Raw genomic sequence first — 17293 nt, 5'->3', positions numbered from 1 at the left:
TCCGGCATCCGTCAGCATCTGCGTAAAAGGCTGTTTCCTGTCCGTGTTTCAGTTCGTGTCCCGTTGGTCCATCCGTTCAGCCCTGCTCTGCCTGCTTGCGGCAACGGGGGGGCTGTCCCTGCTGCCCGTTTCAGGTCATGCGGCAAGGGCACGCCATAAACCGGCCCTGGTGGTGGCGACCATGGATTCGCGGCTGGAACAGGCGCAGAATGCTGCGTTTTTCCAGCCCTTTGCCCGCATGTCCGGGCAGCCGGTGATCCACAGGGTCTGGCATGGCACCGTGCAGGAGCTCGATACCCATGGCCTGCATGCGGATGGCAGGGGATCATGGTCACTGGTCTTTACCGATGACAGCACCATCCGTGCCGCATGCGTGCAGGGGCTGGTCGTGCATCTGGCGGGCAGTACGACCAACCCCGATGGCTGTGGCGTGCCGGGCCTGACCACACAGGTAGTGGTGGCATGGGACCGGGCATGGAGCGGAACCGCCCCGCGCTGGGCGGATTTCTGGGATATCGTCCGCTTTCCCGGCAAGCGCGGGTTGCGGCATGATCCCCGCACCACGCTTGAAATCGCGCTTATGGCCGATGGGGTGCCCCCCGATGATGTCTATAACCAGCTTGCAACCACGCAGGGGGTGGACCGCGCCTTTCGCAAGCTGAGCCAGTTGCGTCCTTACATAACGTGGTGGTCCACCCCAGCGGAGGCCGCCAGCATCCTGGAACACGGACAGGTGCTGATGAGCAGCGCGCCGGGGGACGCGGTACGGACCATCGCCCCCGCCCGCAGGGACACGATTGGCGTGAATGCGGATATGGCGCTGTCCTATGGCCTGTCATGGGGGGTAGTGGCTGGCCAGTCGGCGGAGCAGTTGGGCCAGTCGCGCAACCTGCTGCATTTTATTATCCAGCCTGACCGGCAGGCGGCCTTCCTTGGCCTGTATCCGGCGTCCGTGCCGGACCCCGGCCATCAGGGCAGGGTCCTACCCGTGGATGTCCAGTTCTGGCAGACCCACTACGCCGCCCTGTCGCGGCGGTTTGATACGTGGCTGCGGAACGCGACCTGATGATACCCGAAATTGCGTTCCGGCCTGCCGGCCTGCTGGGGCTGGATATGGGCTGTACGGCTGCGGGGCTGCTGGTGGGCTGTCTGCTGGTGCTGGCGGTGCAGGCCGTGCTGTACCGGGCATGGCCTGAACGGTGTGTCCTGCTGCGCGGGCTGATGCTGGCCCTTGTGCTGCCGGGACTGGGGCTTGCCCTGTGGTGGCCCGCCCATATGGGCATGGCGGGTATGGTAGGTAGCGGCATGCAGGGTATATGTCTGGCCCCTGCCGCCATGTGGCCGCTGCTGCGTGTGCTGGATCGGATTCCGCCCGGCCTTGTGCGTACGGCCAGCGGGCTGGGCGCGGATACGAAGGCAAGGATACGGCTGCTGTGGCTGCCGCTGCTTGGGGGGCCGGTGGCGGGGGTGACGGCGTTTTCCATCATCATGATCGCCCTGTGCGCCATGGTGGCGGTTGCCCGGTCTTAAGGTTTTTTACGCATGGATACGTCAGGATCACGCGCATGACGCACGATACGCCCCCATTCTGGGAAACGACCCCGCTGGAGCAGATGTCGCGCGAACAGTGGGAGTCGCTGTGTGACGGGTGTGGCCGGTGCTGTCTGCACAAGCTGCGTGAGGAGGACACGGACGAGGTGCTGTTCACCGATGTGGCCTGTCGCCTGCTTGATACCGATACATGCCTGTGCACCGATTACGCCAACCGTCAGCGCCGCGTGCAGGACTGCATCAGCCTGACGGCGGAAATGGTGGCTGACATCGACTGGTTGCCCCCCACCTGCGGCTACATTCTGGTGCGTGATGGTGAACCGCTGCCATGGTGGCATCCGCTGGTATCGGGCACGCGCGAGACCGTGCATGAGGCCGGAATATCCGTAAGCGGCCGGGTCATAAGCGAACGGAAGGCAGGGATGCTGGAAGACCATGTGATCGACTGGCCGGGGGAAGCGCCCCGCGGCGCTTTCTGCCGTAAGCGGCCGCGTCGTCGCTGATGGTGGCGGGCGCTGTCGCGGCTGTGGAAACCGTGCCCATCGCCTCCGGTCAGGTAACGGTGCAATGGCGGCCCTCGCGGCAGGCGCGGCGGATTTCCATGCGCATCGATCCCCGTAGCGGGCATGTCATCATCACCCTGCCACGCGGCGCGCGCAAGGCCGACGGGCTGTCCCTGCTGCGCGCGCATTCAGGCTGGGTGGCGGCAGGACTGTCCCGCCTGCCGCCCACGCCGGAACTATGCGACGGGGGATATGTCCTGCTGGACGGACAGAGGCATGAAATCCGCCACTGTCCTGATGCGCGGCGCGGCGTGTGGCTGGAGGACGGGCGACTGCACGTAAGCGGGGCCGAGGAGTTCATTGCCCGTCGTGTGGCGGCCTATCTGCGTGCGCAGGCGCAGGTGCTGCTGCCCGCGCGGCTGCGCCTGCTGACCGGGCAGTGCGGCCTTCGCCCCACGCAGGTCAGGCTGCGCGATACGAAAAGCCGCTGGGGAAGCTGCTCGTCCGATGGCGCCATCATGTTATGCTGGCGGCTGGTCATGGCTCCGCAGGAAGTACAGCATTACATCATCGCCCATGAACTGGCGCATCTGCGCCATATGAATCACGGCCCGGATTTCTGGCTGCTGGTGGACAGGCTGACCCCGCACCGCCGTCAGGCGGAAAAATGGCTGCATGCCAACGGGGCCAGCCTGCATCGCATGGTGCCCGCCTGAAGCGGGATCAGGCGGTGAACTGTTCGGCTATGATCCGTTCCGACAGGCTCTGGCCCGGATCGAACAGCACGGTGGTATGCAGTTCGCGTGCTTCGCTGATCTCGACGGAAACGACATCGCGCACTTCGGTAAAATCGGCCACCGCCGCGACGGGGCGCTTGTCCGTTTCCAGAATGTCGAAGCGCACCCTTGCAGTGGAGGGCAGCAACGCGCCGCGCCACCGCCGCGGGCGAAACGCGCTGATGGGGGTAAGCGGCAGCAGGTTGGCCGAAAGGGGCACGATCGGTCCATGCGCGGACAGGTTATAGGCCGTTGAACCGGCAGGCGTTGCGATCAGCACGCCATCGCAGATCAGTTCGGGCATGCGCACGCGGGCGTCCACCTCAATGCGGATTTTCGCGGCCTGCCGTGTCTGGCGGAACAGGAACACGTCATTCAGCGCCAGGGCGTGGATACATTCCCCTCCGCGTGTCGTGGCCTTCATGCGCAGCGGGTGCAGGGTTGCGGCCTGTGCTGCCGCCAGACGCTGCGGCAGGTTGTCCGGCACCGCCGGATTCATGAGGAAACCCACGGTTCCGCAGTTGACGCCATAAACCGGCAGCCTGCGCCCCAGTGTCGTATGCAGCGTTTCCAGCATGAAGCCGTCGCCACCCAGGCAGATCAGGGCATCTGCCGTTTCCGGCGGGCACTGCCCGTACTGCCCGACCAGACGGTCCAGCCACAGTTCGGCGCTTTCATTGGGGGCGGCGGCGAAATGCAGCCGTGTGGGAAGGGTGCCGTCAGTCCAGTCCGGGTATGACGCGTCATTCATGGAGTGTGGATGGACAGGCGATGATGTGCCATGACCGGCATGCGCTCGCGGATGCTCTCCGTCACCGTGCGGTCAAGGCGCGCGGTGCTCCAGCCCGGTCCGTCCGATACCTGGCCCACGATCGTCCCCCATGGGTCGATGATCATGGAATGGCCATAGGTGCGGCGGCTCTGGCCGTTTTCGTCCGTGTGGGTGCCGGTGGTGCCGCAGGCGACCATCCAGCACTGGGTTTCGATCGCGCGCGCGCGCAGCAGCGTTTCCCAGTGCGCAAGACCGGTTTCCACCGTGAAGGCGGCGGGAACCAGCAGGACATTGGCGCCGCGTGCGCGCAGCGCGTGGAACAGGGCGGGGAAGCGGATATCGTAACAGATGGCCAGCCCGGCCTTCAGCCCGTGGTCAAGCGGCACGGTCACGATATCGGAGCCGGGTTCATAGGTATCGCTTTCCCGGTAGCCTTCGCCGCCGGGGGTGGTTACATCAAACAGATGGATCTTGCGGTAGCGCGCGCGCTCATGCCCTTCGGCGTCAAAGAACAGGGATGTATTGAACAGCTTGCCGCCATGCCGTTCCCCGATGGAACCGCCATGCAGCATGATACCATGTTCGCGCGCGATGCCGGACAGGAACGCGTACAGCGGTCCGGCTTCGCCCTTGTCATCGGGGGCGGGCAGGTTTTCGGCGGCGGCGAACTTCATGTCCCGCGTGCCCCCGAGGCAACTCCACATTTCCGGCAGGATGACAAGATCGGGCTTGTCGGAACTGACGGCGGCATTGATCAGTGCGCGGGCACGGTCGATATTTTCAGGCGCGGATGCGCCGGGCGCCATCTGGATCACAGTGGTGCGCATAAGGCGGAGACCTCCACAGGCATTATCGTCCGACCATAGGACAGGCACCCCGCCAACCGCAACTGGCAGGGATGAGCCGCGCAGTCTGTCAAAAGGGGGGAAAGGGGCATAGGATGGGGATGTATTTCAGGTTGAAAATCAATGGCACATTCCGCTTCTTCCCGAACAGTCATTTTCGCGGCCCTGCTGGGTAACCTGCTGGTGGCCGCCACGAAATTCGGTGCGGCCATCGTGACGGGAAGCGCTTCGATGCTGAGCGAGGCCATCCATTCCCTTATCGATACCGGCAACCAGGGCCTGCTTCTGGTCGGCATCCGGCGCGCGACCCGTCCCGCCACGGCGCTGCACCCGTTCGGGCACGGGCTGGAACTGTATTTCTGGACCTTCGTTGTGGCGCTGCTGATTTTCGGGCTGGGGGCTGGCGTTTCCTTTTTTGAAGGCGTGGTCCACATCCTTCACCCGCAGCCACTGGCGCATGTGGCCGTCAATTACGCCGTGCTGGTCGCCAGCATCGTTTTCGAAGGGTCTGTCTGGCTGTTCGCCCTGCGGGCTTTCCGCAAGGATGGCAAGGGCAAGCGCGGCTGGGTCGAGGCGGTGCAGGTCAGCAAGGACCCCACCGTCTTCACCGTCCTGTTCGAGGATACGGCGGCGCTGGCCGGTCTGGCCGTGGCGCTGGTGGGCAATATCCTTGCCGAATGTCTGGACATGCCGGTGTTCGATGGCGTGGCGTCCATCGTGATCGGCTGCATCCTTGCGGTGACGGCGGGGTTCCTCGCCCGCGAATCCCAGTCCCTGCTGACGGGGGAAGGCGTGGCCCCCGAAGTTCTGGTCGCCCTGCGGCGCATGGCGCTGGCGGCGGAGGGGGTGGAACGGCTGAACGAGATCCGTTCCATGCATTTCGGCCCGCATGACGTGCTGGTGGCGATCAGCGTCGATTTCCGCAATGACATGAGTGCAGGACAGGTCGAGACGGTGGTCAGCGCACTGGAACGCCAGATCAAGCAGCACTACCCCGATGTCACGCGTGTATTTGTGGAGGCACAGGACAGCCACACCCAGCCCGCGGGCGTGGCCACCACCGGGGCAGGTGCGCCTACGCCGTGACGAATTCGTCCGCGCGGTAACCCTGCGCGAACAGCAAGGTGCGCAGGGTTGTCTCGTTCACCTGATTGCTGATCTCACGCCGTACGGCGGCCTTGGCATGAAACGCGATGCCCGCACCGGCCACGCGCAGCATGGCGAGGTCATTGGCCCCGTCGCCCGTCGCCATTGCGTCGTGCATGTCGATCCCGCCATGCGCGACCAGACGGCGCAGGTGTTCCAGCTTCGCATCCGGCCCCAGAATGGGCAGGCCGACATGCCCGGTCAGCCGCTCATCTGCTTCCAGCAGCGTGTTGGCATGGTTTTCGTTGAAGCCACATAGCTGGGCCACGCGGCTGGTGAAGAACGTGAACCCACCCGATACAAGGGCCGTATGCGCGCCATTCGCCCGCATGGTGCGCACCAGTTCCAGCGCGCCGGGATTGAGGCGGACATCCTTCCACGCCTTGTCCAGCAGGTTGACCGGCAGGCCGCGCAGCAGGGCGACGCGCTCGCGCAGGGCGGCTTCGAATTCGATCTCGCCATTCATGGACCGCGTGGTGATTTCCGCAATCTTCTCACCAATCCCGGCATGGGCCGCGATGTCGTCCAGCGTTTCGCAGTTGACGATCGTGCTGTCCATGTCCGCCACCAGCAGGCGCTTGCGGCGGCCGTGTCGCGGCGTTACCAGCACGTCCATTCCTCGCCCGGCAAAGACCGTGCGCAGCGCGGCGATATCTGGCGCATCCCATGTGGAAGGGGCATGACACGCGATCTCGACAGCTTCCCCTTCCGAAAGGGTGACGGGAGCCGCCCCGTGCACCAGATCACGCGCCGCATGGATATCCACCTGCGTAAGGGATGTGGCGTCACGATTGGCCACCAATACAAGGGTATGGGAGAAGGAAGGAGAAGAATCAGCCATGAGGTCCGGGATATGACAGGGGTGAGACAATGAAACACGCCCCCGCGGGACGGGGGCGCGTGGCGCTGATCGTGGCGGGTCCGACCTGTTCGGGCAAGTCCGCGCTGGCCATGGTGCTTGCCCGGCAGGTGAATGGCACGATCATCAATACGGATTCGATGCAGGTATATCGCGAACTGCGCATCCTGACAGCCCGTCCCGACCCGCATGATGAAGCCAGTGTGCCCCACGCCCTGTATGGTGTTCTGCCCGCTGCGGAAAATGGCAGCGTGGCATGGTGGCGCACGCAGGCGATCGCGGCGGCCCATGCGGCATGGGATGCGGGGCGCGTACCGGTATTCTGTGGCGGGACCGGCATGTATTATCAGGCGCTGATCCACGGGCTGGCCGATATTCCCCAGCCCCCGCCCGCCATCCGCGAACAGGCGCGCGAAATGGTCGCCCGTCTGGGGCCGGGGGCGGTGCATGCCCTGCTGCATGAACGTGACCCCGAAACAGCCTCCACCCTGCGCCCGACGGATGGCCAGCGTATCGCCCGTGCATGGGAAGTGCATGCGGCGACCGGGCATGGTCTGGCCTGGTGGCGGCGGGAGGCGGTGCTGCCGCCGCTGGACGCCCGCTTCATCGCAATGCGCCTGCACCCGCCCCGCGAGGAACTGCGCGCCGCCATTGCGCGTCGCTTCCATGACATGCTGCGCCATGGCGCGCTTGAGGAAGTTGGCCGCCTGCTGGAACAGGATCTGTCCCCCGCGCTGCCAGCCATGCGCGCCCATGGGGTGCCGGAACTGGCCGCCGTCCTGCGCGGGGACATGACGCGGGAGGCGGCGGCCGAACGGGCCATCCGCCTGACCGGGCAATATACAAAGCGTCAGGCGACATGGTTCGCCCATCATCCACTAGCCGCCCCGGCGGACAGTGTTGTGTATGAAAAACGGTTTGAAAATTGTGCCACTGCGCAACAAATGGAAAGATGGACAAACAAAATCATTTCTTTTGTTATTAACCGCATTGACGCGGGCCAAGGGTTTCCGTAAACCCGGCCCGGGATTTCGCCCTTGGTGGCAGGCCGGTTGTCCCGGTCGCCGGGGCGAAGGAGCAGGAACCATGAACGCAGCACCGCACCAGACCGACCTGAAGCCTCACACCGCCGGCACGGATACATCCGTTGTCCAGACCGGTGCGGAAGTGCTTCTGCGCGTACTGAGCGAGCAGGGGGTCGAAGTCATTTTCGGCTATCCCGGCGGGGCGGTCCTGCCCATTTACGATGCCATTTTCCGCCAGAACGCGATTCGTCATGTGCTGGTCCGCCATGAACAGGCGGCCGTGCATGCGGCGGAAGCCTATGCCCGCTCCACCGGCAAGGTGGGGGTGGTGCTGGTCACAAGTGGCCCCGGCGCCACCAATACGGTGACCGGCCTGCTGGATGCGATGCTGGATTCGATCCCGGTGGTCTGTTTTTCCGGGCAGGTCGGCGTGCCGCTGATCGGGACCGACGCGTTTCAGGAAGCCGACACCACCGGCATCACGCGCCCGGCCACGAAATACAATTACCTGATCCGCCGCGCCGACGAGATCGCGCCCAGCGTGCATGAAGCCTTCCATATCGCGCGCAGCGGACGCCCCGGCCCGGTGCTGGTGGACCTGCCCAAGAACCTGATGGTCGGCCCCGCGCCGTACACCGCGCCGCCGCGCGCGCCGCATCCGTCCTACCAGCCCCAGACCGAACCGGGACGTGAGGCGATCGCGCGTGCCGTGGCCGCGATGAAGGGTGCGCGCAAGCCGCTGTTCTATACGGGCGGTGGCGTCATCAATGCCGGACCCGAAGCCTCCGTCGCCCTGCGCAGGCTGGTCGAGAAAACCGGTTTTCCCTGCACGTCCACCCTTATGGGGCTGGGGGCGATGCCGTCGGACGACCGCCGTTTCCTTGGCATGCTGGGCATGCACGGCACGTACGAAGCCAACATGGCGACGCATGACTGTGACGTGCTGATCGCGCTGGGTTCGCGTTTTGATGACCGGGTGACGGGGCGGCTGGATGCGTTCTCCCCCGGTTCCTTCAAGATCCATGCGGATATTGATCCCTCCCAGATCAACAAGATCGTGCGTGTTGACGTAGGTATAGTGGGCGATGTGCGCCGCGTGATCGAAATGATGCTGGAGGAATGGGACTGCACCCCCGCCAATCCCCGCCAGCCCATCGACCTTGCGCAGTGGTGGCACCAGATTGGTGAATGGCGTGGTCTCGACAGCCTCGGTTTCACGCAGGACATGACGCCGGGTGCGATCATCCGCCCGCAATACGCTATCCGTCGCCTGCATGAACTGGCCACCGCCACGGGGCGTGACACCTATGTCTCGACCGAGGTGGGGCAGCACCAGATGTGGGCGGCCCAGCATTTCGGCTTCGACAGGCCCAACCGCTGGCTGACATCGGGCGGGCTGGGCACCATGGGTTACGGCCTGCCTGCCGCCGTGGGCGCGCAGATCGCGCATCCCGATGCGCTGGTGATCGATATCGCGGGTGAAGCCTCGATACTCATGAACATTCAGGAACTGTCCACCATCGCGCAGTACCGCCTGCCGGTTAAGGTGTTCATCCTGAACAACCAGTATATGGGCATGGTGCGCCAGTGGCAGGAACTGCTGCATGAATCCCGCTATTCCGAAAGCTATAGCGCCGCACTGCCTGATTTCGTCAAGCTGGCAGAAAGCTTCCACGGCCGGGGACTGCGGGCGACATGCGTGGACGAACTGGATGGCGTGATAACCGAGATGCTGGCCCACCCCGGCCCGGTGGTGGCGGATATCTGTGTGGCGCAGGAAGAAAACTGCTACCCCATGATCCCGTCGGGCGCGCCGCATAACCAGATGCTTCTCGGCCCCGGTCAGGATGACGAGATCAGCGCCGAAGGCCGCATGCTGGTCTGATCCCCGCTGCCGCCGTGTTGTCGGCAGCCTTTCTTCCTTCCTGCCGCCATGTGTGCAGATACAGCCACCATGGCGGCGCCTTCAGCAGTCAGGAATTACGATCATGACCACGCAGCAGGAGATCCCCGTCTCCGCGGTCATTGCCATTCAGGTCGAAAACGAAAGCGGTGCGCTGGCGCGTGTCATCGGCCTGTTTTCCGGTCGCGGATATAATATCGAAAGCCTGACCGTGGCCCCGGTTGATGAAACCCGCCACCAGTCGCGCATCAATATCGTCACGACCGCCACCCCGCGCGTGCTGGAACAGATCCGCGCGCAGGTTGAACGGCTGGTGCCGGTGTACCGCGTTTCGGTCATGACGAAGCAGGACGCGCATGTGGCGCGTGAAATGGCGCTGGTGAAGGTCATCGCCAGTGGCGAACGCCGTGCGGATGCGCTGCGTATCGCGCAGGCGTTCCGCGCCCATCCTGTTGATGCTTCAGCCACCTCGTTCGTCTTTGAACTGACGGGTGCAACTGACAAGCTTGATGCCTTTATCGACCTCATGCGTCCGCTCGGCCTTGCCGAAGTGTCACGCACGGGCATCGTCGCTATCGCCCGCGGCGCGGCGATCCTGTAAAGGGTTCCGGTTTTTACCTTTCCATACGTTTTTATTTCTCCAAGGAGTGAGATCATGCGCGTCTATTACGATCGCGATGCCGATGTGAACCTGATCAAGGGCAAGAAAGTGGCCATCATCGGCTACGGCAGCCAGGGTCATGCCCATGCCAACAACCTGAAGGATTCCGGCGTGACCGACATTGTGGTCGGCCTGCGTCCCGAGTCGACGGCTGTGCCCAAGGCTGAAGCCGCCGGTTTCAAGGTGATGACGCCCGCCGACGCCGCCAAGTGGGCCGACGTGGTGATGGTGCTGACCCCCGATGAAGGTCAGGGCGCGCTGTACAAGGAATCGCTGGAAAAGAACCTGAAGCAGGGTGCGGCCCTTGCCTTCGCCCATGGTCTGGCGATCCACTTCCGCATCATCGAAGCGCGCCCCGATCTGGACGTGTTCCTGATCGCGCCCAAGGGTCCGGGCCACACCGTGCGTTCCGAATACCAGAAGGGTGGCGGCGTGCCGTCGCTGGTGGCCGTGGCGCAGAACGCTTCGGGCAATGCGCTTGAAATCGCGCTGTCCTACGCTTCCGCCAATGGCGGCGGCCGTGCGGGCATCATCGAAACCACCTTCAAGGAAGAAGTCGAAACCGACCTGTTCGGTGAGCAGGCTGTCCTGTGCGGTGGTCTGGTCGAACTGATCCGCGCCGGTTTCGAAACGCTGGTCGAAGCGGGCTACGCGCCGGAAATGGCGTATTTCGAATGCCTGCACGAAATGAAGCTGATCGTCGACCTGATCTATGAAGGCGGCATCGCGAACATGAACTACTCCATCTCCAACACGGCGGAGTATGGTGAATACGTGTCCGGCCCGCGCGTGATCACGCCGGAAACCAAGGTCGAGATGAAGAAGATCCTGACCGACATCCAGGACGGCACCTTCGTGCGCAACTTCATCCTGGAAAACCAGTCCGGCAACATCGGCTTCAAGGCGACCCGTGCGCGCAACAACGAACACCAGATCGAAAAGGTGGGCGAGAAGCTGCGCGGCATGATGTCGTGGATCGGCAAGAACAAGCTGGTCGACAAGTCCCGCAACTGATCTACGCCACAGGGGGCAGGGTTTCGGCCCCGCCTTTTTCCAGCGCCAGCCGGGCTGTCCCGGCTGGCGTTTTTTTTATGTCCGCTTTGCCCGTATTTCCCTGCATTTGCCGTGACACACCCCCTGACGGGTGCCACCATGCGCGCCCGACAGCATTGCAGGAGCGCCGTACCGTGACGGATTACGTGTTTCCCCCCAGTCCCCAGCCCGTGGTACCCGTGAAGGGGACGGCAGGTGCCTTTCCCGTCCGGCGGATATGGTGTGTGGGGCAGAACTATGCCGCCCATGCGCGTGAGATGGGCAGCAATCCCGAACGTTCCGAGCCCTTCTTCTTTTCCAAGCCGGGCGATGCCGTGGTGCCGCAGGGGGGACTGCTGCCGTTTCCCGTCAGCACGTCCGACCTGCATCATGAGGTGGAACTCGTCGCCGCGATCGGGCGGTCAGGGCATGACATTGCAGAGGAAGAAGCCCTTTCCCATATTTACGGCTATGCCGTGGGGTTCGACATGACGCGCCGCGACCTTCAGGCCGTGGCCAAGAAGGCAGGCCGCCCGTGGTCGCTGGCCAAGGGGTTTGACCAGTCCTGTCCCATTTCGCCCATCGTGCCCGTATCAGCCTGCGGCCATCCCGCCACCGGCGCCATCACGCTTACGGTCAATGGGGAACTGCGGCAGAAAGGCGACCTGTCGGACCTGATATGGTCTGTGGCGGAAATCATTTCCTGCCTCAGCCGCTTTGTATCCCTTGAACCGGGCGACCTGATCATGACGGGCACGCCATCGGGTGTGGGGCCGGTCAGGCGGGGCGATGTGATGCATGGTGTCTGCGCGGGCGTGGGCGAACTTAACGTCACCTATACCGGTTAGGCCGGATGCGGCACACGTGCCGCCACGGTCGGGGCGGGATGGCGCGCCAGTTCATCAATGAACAGCGCGATCTTGCACGAATGGGCCGTACTGACCGGATGGATGGCGAAAAAGGATATGGGCTCCGGCTCCCATTCCTCCATGACGGGTTGTAACAGCCCCCCGGCCACGTAGCCTTCCACTTCCCACAGGGATTTCTGGACCAGACCCAGACCGGCCAGCGCCCAGTGCACCGGCATTTCGGAATCGGTGGAGGCCAGGCGCGCGCGCACCCGTTCCGTGCGGACCTGCGCGCCGCGCCCCAGCCGCCACTGCGTATGCAGGTGGGGGGTGGGGCCATGGCTCAGGCAGTCATGGTTTTCCAGTTCCGAAGGATGCGTCGGAACCCCCTTGCGCGCCAGATAGGCGGGGCTGCCCACGATCACGCGCCGTGTTTCCATGATGCGCCGCCCGGTCAGCATCGTATCAAGGGCGGGGGTCGCGCGGATGGCGATGTCAAAGCCTTCGCCCACGATATCCGCAACCCTGTCTTCCAGCGTCAGGCTGATACGGATATCGGGATGACGATGGGCGAACTGCGTCATGAATGGTGTCAGCCACCATCGCCCGAACGGAATGGGGGCCGTGACCCGCAGTTCCCCCGCCGGTGTCGTGGCCATGGCGCGGGTGCGGGCTTCCATCCGTGCGGTCGCTTCCACAATGGCGCAGGCTTCGTGGTAGTAAAGCTGTCCCGCCGCCGTCAGCGCATGGCGGCGCGTGGTGCGCACCAGCAGGCGCGTGCCCATGCGGCGTTCCAGCCGCGCCAGCCGGTCGCTTATGACGGATGTGGCCAGACCCAGTTCCCGCCCCGCGGCGGACAGGCTGCCATGGCGTACAATGGTGACAAATACCGCCATTTCGGTGATGTCACGCATATATTTGATTTCCTTCGTGCAAGCTGCTTCCGGGTAAAGGTGATTATCATCTCCCTGCCCGCACGCCCATAGTTGGCATGAGGGTGTGCGGCTTTGCACGCCGCTTCGCGCAGAAGGATTGCAAGACATGCATTATCGTCAGCTTGGCCGTTCCGGCCTGCGGATCTCGGCATTCACGCTGGGCACGATGACATTCGGGGGCAAGGGCGATTTCGCCAAGACCGGCAATACCGACCTTGCCGGCGCCCGCCGTCAGATCGACCTGTGCATCGATGCCGGGATCAACATGTTCGATACCGCCGATATCTATTCAACCGGTGTTTCGGAAGAAATTCTCGGCGCTGCCCTCAAGGGGCGTAGCGATGACATCATGGTCACTACCAAGGCCCGGTTCCGTATGGGCACCGGGGCGAATGACGCCGGTCTGTCGCGCTACCATCTGGTCAGCGCGTGCGAAGCCAGCCTGAAACGTCTGGGTCGTGACCATATCGACCTGTACTACCTGCATGAATGGGATGGTCAGACCCCCCTTGATGAAACGCTGGAAGCACTCGATACCCTGACGCGCGCGGGCAAGATCCGGTATGCGGGGGTTTCCAACTTTTCCGCATGGCACCTGATGAAGGCGCTGGGCACGGCGGAACGCAACCGGCTGATCGCCCCGGTGTCCCAGCAGATCTATTATTCCCTGCAGGCACGCGACGCGGAATACGAACTGCTGCCCCTGGCAGTCGATCAGGGCATTGGCGTGCAGGTATGGAGCCCGCTGGCGGGCGGGCTGCTCTCAGGCAAGTACCGGCGCGGCAAGCCGCAGCCTACGGGCACGCGGCAGATCGAGAACTGGGGCGAGCCGCCGGTTCATGACATTGAAAAACTGTATGATGTGGTGGAAGTGCTGGTCAGCATTGCCGAAGCCCGGGACATTTCCGCAGCGCAGGTGGCGCTGGCGTGGGTGGCCCAGCGTCCCGCCATTACATCGGTCGTGATCGGTGCGCGGACCGAGGCGCAACTGACCGATAACCTCAAGGCCGCATCACTGGACCTGACGGCGGAGGAAATCAGCCGCCTTGATGCCGCCAGCGCGCCGCCGCTCATCTATCCCTACTGGCATCAGGCCAGCACGGCCTCGGATCGCCTCTCGGCGGCGGATCTGCTGCTGCTGGGGCCTGCTGTCGCCAAAAAGGGCTGATCCGTGCGGTTTCCCGCCTGTGCCCGGTCGGGGCAGGCGGGTGCCAGCGTAGGGCGAATGGCCGTTGCGCCGACACGGCAGGCCACCCTTGACCTGAATCAAGGTTGCCAACACGGTGCTAATGGTCACCTGTCATCATTATGGAAGGGTCAGCCGTTAACGGCGCGGGACAGTCGGATGGGGGGGGAATCAGCTTCTGGCATCTTGTAATAACATCCGGGTGATCCCATCTGAAATCCAGCGCCATGCCGTTGCCTGTTGAGGGACGGCACCATGGCACAACCAGTTATGTCGCCTGATTGAAAGGGACGAGGAACTTATGAATATCGAGAAATTTACGGAACGCTCACGCGGTTTCCTGCAGGCTGCGCAGACCATTGCGATGCGGGATTACAACCAGCAGTTAACGCCGGAACATCTGCTCAAGGCCCTGCTGGATGATGAACAGGGGGCTGCCGCTTCCCTTATCCGTGCGGCGGGGGGGCAGGTTCCCGCCATTACGGCTGCAAATGACGCCGCCCTTGCCAAGCTGCCGAAGGTGCAGGGCAGCGGTGCGGGCCAGCCGACCGCAACGGGCGATCTTGTACGCGTGCTTGATGCCGCCGAACAGGGTGCCCAGAAGGCTGGTGATGAATTCGTGGCGCAGGACCGCCTGCTGGCCGCCATCGCCGCGTCCGAAACGCCGGCGGGGCAGGCCATGCGGGGCGGGGGCGCCACACCGCAGGCGCTGGACAAGGCGATTGCAGCCATCCGCAAGGGACGCACAGTGACAAGTGAAAACGCAGAAGCCAATTTCGACGCGCTGAAGAAATATGCGCGCGATGTGACGGAAGTTGCCCTGCAGGGCAAGCTGGACCCGGTGATCGGCCGTGACGAGGAAATCCGTCGCGCCATTCAGGTCCTCGCCCGCCGCAGCAAGAACAATCCCGTCCTGATTGGTGAACCGGGCGTGGGCAAGACCGCCATTGTCGAAGGGCTGGCCCAGCGTATCGTCAACGGCGACGTGCCGGAGGCGCTGAAAAACAAGAAGCTGCTCTCCCTCGACATGGGCGCGCTGGTCGCTGGTGCGAAATTCCGTGGTGAATTCGAGGAACGGCTGAAAGCCGTCCTGAAGGAAATCGAATCCGCCGAAGGTCAGATCATCCTCTTTATTGATGAAATGCACACGCTGGTCGGTGCCGGGCGTAGCGATGGCGCGATGGATGCATCCAACCTCATCAAGCCCGAACTGGCGCGCGGCGTGCTGCACTGCATCGGTGCGACCACGCTGGATGAATACCGCAAGTATATCGAGAAGGATGCGGCCCTCGCCCGGCGGTTCCAGCCGGTCTACGTCGGTGAGCCGACGGTGGCTGACACCATCTCCATCCTGCGTGGCATCAAGGAGAAATACGAACTCCATCATGGTATCCGTATTTCCGACGGCGCGCTGGTGGCGGCGGCGACCCTGTCCAACCGCTACATCACCGACCGTTTCCTGCCCGACAAGGCCATCGACCTTGTGGATGAGGCCGCAAGCCGCCTGCGCATGCAGATCGACAGCAAGCCCGAAGAACTTGATGAACTGGACCGCCGTCTGATCCAGCTCAAGATCGAACGCGAAGCCATCCGCAAGGAAGACGATGCGGCCAGCAGGGAACGGCTGGGCAAGCTGGAAGCCGAACTGTCCGAACTGCAGGAAAAGTCCGATGCGCTGACAGCGGCGTGGCATGCGGAAAAGGATCGCGTCAACGCGGTGCAGAAGCTGCAGGAAGAGATGGACCAGATTCGCTCGGATATCGAGATTGCCCAGCGCAAGGGTGATCTGGCCCGGGCATCGGAGCTGATGTACAGCCGCCTGCCGCAGCTTCAGGCCCAGATTGCCAAGGCGCAGGAAGAAGCGGACCAGATCAGCAAGGGCGACGGCATGGTCAGCGACACCGTGACCGATCAGGGTATCGCCGCTGTCGTGTCGCGCTGGACTGGTGTGCCGGTGGACCGGATGCTGGAAGGCGAACGCGCCAAGCTGCTGCGCATGGAAGATGAACTGCGCAAGAGCGTGGTGGGTCAGGAACCGGCGCTGAAAGCGGTGTCCAACGCCGTACGTCGTGCCCGCGCCGGATTGCAGGACCCCAACCGTCCTATCGGTTCGTTCCTGTTCCTGGGTCCGACGGGTGTGGGCAAGACGGAACTGTGCAAGGCGCTGGCCCGCTTCCTGTTCGATGACGAAAAAGCCCTGCTGCGTATCGACATGAGCGAGTTCATGGAGAAGCATGCGGTCTCCCGTCTGGTTGGCGCGCCTCCGGGTTATGTCGGCTATGAGGAAGGTGGCGTGCTGACCGAGGCCGTGCGCCGGCGTCCCTATCAGGTCATCCTGTTCGATGAGGTGGAGAAGGCGCATGAAGATGTCTTCAACATCCTTCTGCAGGTGCTGGATGATGGCCGCCTGACGGACGGGCAGGGGCGGACGGTTGACTTCCGCAATACCCTGATCGTGCTGACCAGCAACCTTGGCTCCGAAGTGCTGGCCCATCTGCCGGATGGGGAAGCGGTCGAGACCGTGCGTCCCGAAGTCATGCAGGTCGTGCGCAATCACTTCCGGCCCGAGTTTCTCAACCGTCTGGATGAGATCATCCTGTTCTCCCGCCTGCAGAAGGCGGATATGGGCAAGATCGTGGAAATCCAGATCGGGCGCCTGCGCAAGCTGCTGGCCGAGCGCAACATCCAGCTCCGTCTGGACAAGGGGGGAGAGGAATGGCTGGCGAACGAAGGCTACGACCCCGTGTATGGCGCCCGTCCACTCAAGCGCGTGATCCAGCGCGCCTTGCAGAATCCGCTGGCCGGACTGCTGCTGGAAGGCACCATTCATGATGGGGAAACGGTTACGGTCGATGCCAGGGACGACCACCTGACCATCAATGGCACCGAGGTGGATGCCGACTGATAACGGCTATCCATACCGGATCAGGAGAAAGGAGGGGCTTACCCCTCCTTTTTTCATTTATTTTTCATTTTTCTTCCGGTTTTTTGGTTCGGATAGGGAATGGAACTGCTGTTTTATGGCTGAATTCTCTGTCTTTTTGGCGTTTTTAGTGGAGCGTTGACAGGGGGGGCTTATATCCGTAAAAGCCCCTTCACCGGACGGCGATGCTGCTCCGGCGGGTCTTTGACAAGAGAATATGAGAGTATCTGGAAGGGATATGCTGGCGGCGCGGTTGTTGCTCTTAGGGGCGATGATTGGCGGTCTGGACTGGGTGAGACTAGTCTAGGTAGCTTTGCGTATCTTTTTA

16 protein-coding genes are annotated in these 17293 nt (G+C 63.3%); 12 read left to right on the top strand and 4 right to left on the bottom strand.

What is annotated here, in order from left to right:
- The first annotated feature begins 55 nt into the window (after positions 1-55).
- Genes ACBR42_RS03980 through ACBR42_RS03965 form a run of 4 tightly spaced genes read left to right on the top strand, consistent with a single transcriptional unit; the run spans position 56 to position 2770 of the window.
- The gene (locus ACBR42_RS03980; protein WP_371207328.1) at positions 56-1066 is read left to right on the top strand and encodes an extracellular solute-binding protein; all 1011 of its coding nucleotides are present in this window, start codon (positions 56-58) and stop codon (positions 1064-1066) included.
- Complete coding sequence (locus ACBR42_RS03975) at positions 1066-1530, top strand: hypothetical protein (protein ID WP_371207327.1); 465 nt, start codon at positions 1066-1068, stop codon at positions 1528-1530. Before ACBR42_RS03980 ends, ACBR42_RS03975 begins: the two co-directional genes overlap by 1 nt.
- Before the next feature lie 35 nt (positions 1531-1565).
- The gene (locus tag ACBR42_RS03970; protein ID WP_102324879.1) at positions 1566-2054 is read left to right on the top strand and encodes a YcgN family cysteine cluster protein; all 489 of its coding nucleotides are present in this window, start codon (positions 1566-1568) and stop codon (positions 2052-2054) included.
- On the top strand, positions 2054-2770 hold the full coding sequence (locus ACBR42_RS03965) for a M48 family metallopeptidase (protein WP_102324878.1): 717 nt from the start codon (positions 2054-2056) through the stop codon (positions 2768-2770). The genes ACBR42_RS03970 and ACBR42_RS03965 overlap by 1 nt, the downstream gene beginning before the upstream one ends.
- Before the next feature lie 7 nt (positions 2771-2777).
- Here ACBR42_RS03965 and ACBR42_RS03960 read toward each other — a convergent pair whose 3' ends face one another.
- Positions 2778-3581: an NAD kinase gene (locus ACBR42_RS03960; RefSeq protein WP_371207326.1), complete on the bottom strand. Its 804-nt coding sequence runs from the start codon at positions 3579-3581 to the stop codon at positions 2778-2780.
- Complete coding sequence (locus tag ACBR42_RS03955) at positions 3578-4429, bottom strand: carbon-nitrogen hydrolase family protein (RefSeq protein ID WP_102324876.1); 852 nt, start codon at positions 4427-4429, stop codon at positions 3578-3580. Before ACBR42_RS03955 ends, ACBR42_RS03960 begins: the two co-directional genes overlap by 4 nt.
- A gap of 141 nt (positions 4430-4570) precedes the next feature.
- Here ACBR42_RS03955 and ACBR42_RS03950 point away from each other — a divergent pair, with 141 nt between their 5' ends.
- A complete protein-coding gene (locus ACBR42_RS03950; protein ID WP_102324875.1) occupies positions 4571-5533 on the top strand; it encodes a cation diffusion facilitator family transporter in 963 nt (320 codons plus the stop codon).
- Here ACBR42_RS03950 and serB read toward each other — a convergent pair.
- Positions 5523-6434, bottom strand: coding sequence for a phosphoserine phosphatase SerB (gene serB / locus ACBR42_RS03945; RefSeq protein ID WP_371207325.1), 912 nt, complete (start codon positions 6432-6434; stop codon positions 5523-5525). The genes ACBR42_RS03950 and serB overlap by 11 nt on opposite strands.
- A 29-nt stretch (positions 6435-6463) precedes the next feature.
- Between serB and miaA the strand changes: the two genes are divergently transcribed.
- From miaA to ACBR42_RS03920, 5 genes are all read left to right on the top strand, one after another.
- Positions 6464-7468 carry a tRNA (adenosine(37)-N6)-dimethylallyltransferase MiaA gene (gene miaA, locus ACBR42_RS03940; protein ID WP_110548233.1) on the top strand — a complete coding sequence of 335 codons (1005 nt, stop codon included), beginning with the start codon at positions 6464-6466 and terminating at the stop codon, positions 7466-7468.
- A gap of 70 nt (positions 7469-7538) precedes the next feature.
- Positions 7539-9362, top strand: a complete 1824-nt coding sequence (gene ilvB / locus ACBR42_RS03935) for a biosynthetic-type acetolactate synthase large subunit (protein WP_371207324.1) — start codon at positions 7539-7541, stop codon at positions 9360-9362.
- Positions 9363-9465: 103 nt separating this feature from the next.
- Positions 9466-9981 carry an acetolactate synthase small subunit gene (gene ilvN / locus ACBR42_RS03930; RefSeq protein ID WP_102324871.1) on the top strand — a complete coding sequence of 172 codons (516 nt, stop codon included), beginning with the start codon at positions 9466-9468 and terminating at the stop codon, positions 9979-9981.
- Between the two features lie 54 nt (positions 9982-10035).
- The gene (gene ilvC / locus ACBR42_RS03925) at positions 10036-11055 is read left to right on the top strand and encodes a ketol-acid reductoisomerase (RefSeq protein WP_102324870.1); all 1020 of its coding nucleotides are present in this window, start codon (positions 10036-10038) and stop codon (positions 11053-11055) included.
- 173 nt (positions 11056-11228) lie between these two features.
- Positions 11229-11921 carry a fumarylacetoacetate hydrolase family protein gene (locus tag ACBR42_RS03920; RefSeq protein ID WP_371207323.1) on the top strand — a complete coding sequence of 231 codons (693 nt, stop codon included), beginning with the start codon at positions 11229-11231 and terminating at the stop codon, positions 11919-11921.
- Here ACBR42_RS03920 and ACBR42_RS03915 read toward each other — a convergent pair.
- Positions 11918-12835, bottom strand: a complete 918-nt coding sequence (locus tag ACBR42_RS03915) for a LysR family transcriptional regulator (protein WP_102324868.1) — start codon at positions 12833-12835, stop codon at positions 11918-11920. The two genes, ACBR42_RS03920 and ACBR42_RS03915, sit on opposite strands and share 4 nt — an antisense overlap.
- Positions 12836-12962: 127 nt before the next feature.
- Between ACBR42_RS03915 and ACBR42_RS03910 the strand changes: the two genes are divergently transcribed.
- Together ACBR42_RS03910 and clpB are read left to right on the top strand one after the other, a co-directional pair.
- Complete coding sequence (locus ACBR42_RS03910) at positions 12963-14024, top strand: aldo/keto reductase (RefSeq protein WP_102324867.1); 1062 nt, start codon at positions 12963-12965, stop codon at positions 14022-14024.
- A gap of 319 nt (positions 14025-14343) precedes the next feature.
- Positions 14344-16947, top strand: a complete 2604-nt coding sequence (clpB, locus tag ACBR42_RS03905) for an ATP-dependent chaperone ClpB (RefSeq protein ID WP_110548237.1) — start codon at positions 14344-14346, stop codon at positions 16945-16947.
- Positions 16948-17293: the final 346 nt, after the last annotated feature.

It is taken from the genome of Komagataeibacter sp. SM21 (genome assembly GCF_041402665.1).
In the GTDB taxonomy this organism is placed as follows: Bacteria; Pseudomonadota; Alphaproteobacteria; order Acetobacterales; family Acetobacteraceae; genus Komagataeibacter; species Komagataeibacter saccharivorans.
Note: the sequence above shows the minus strand (reverse complement) of the source record. Positions and strands in the feature narration are given on the sequence as shown.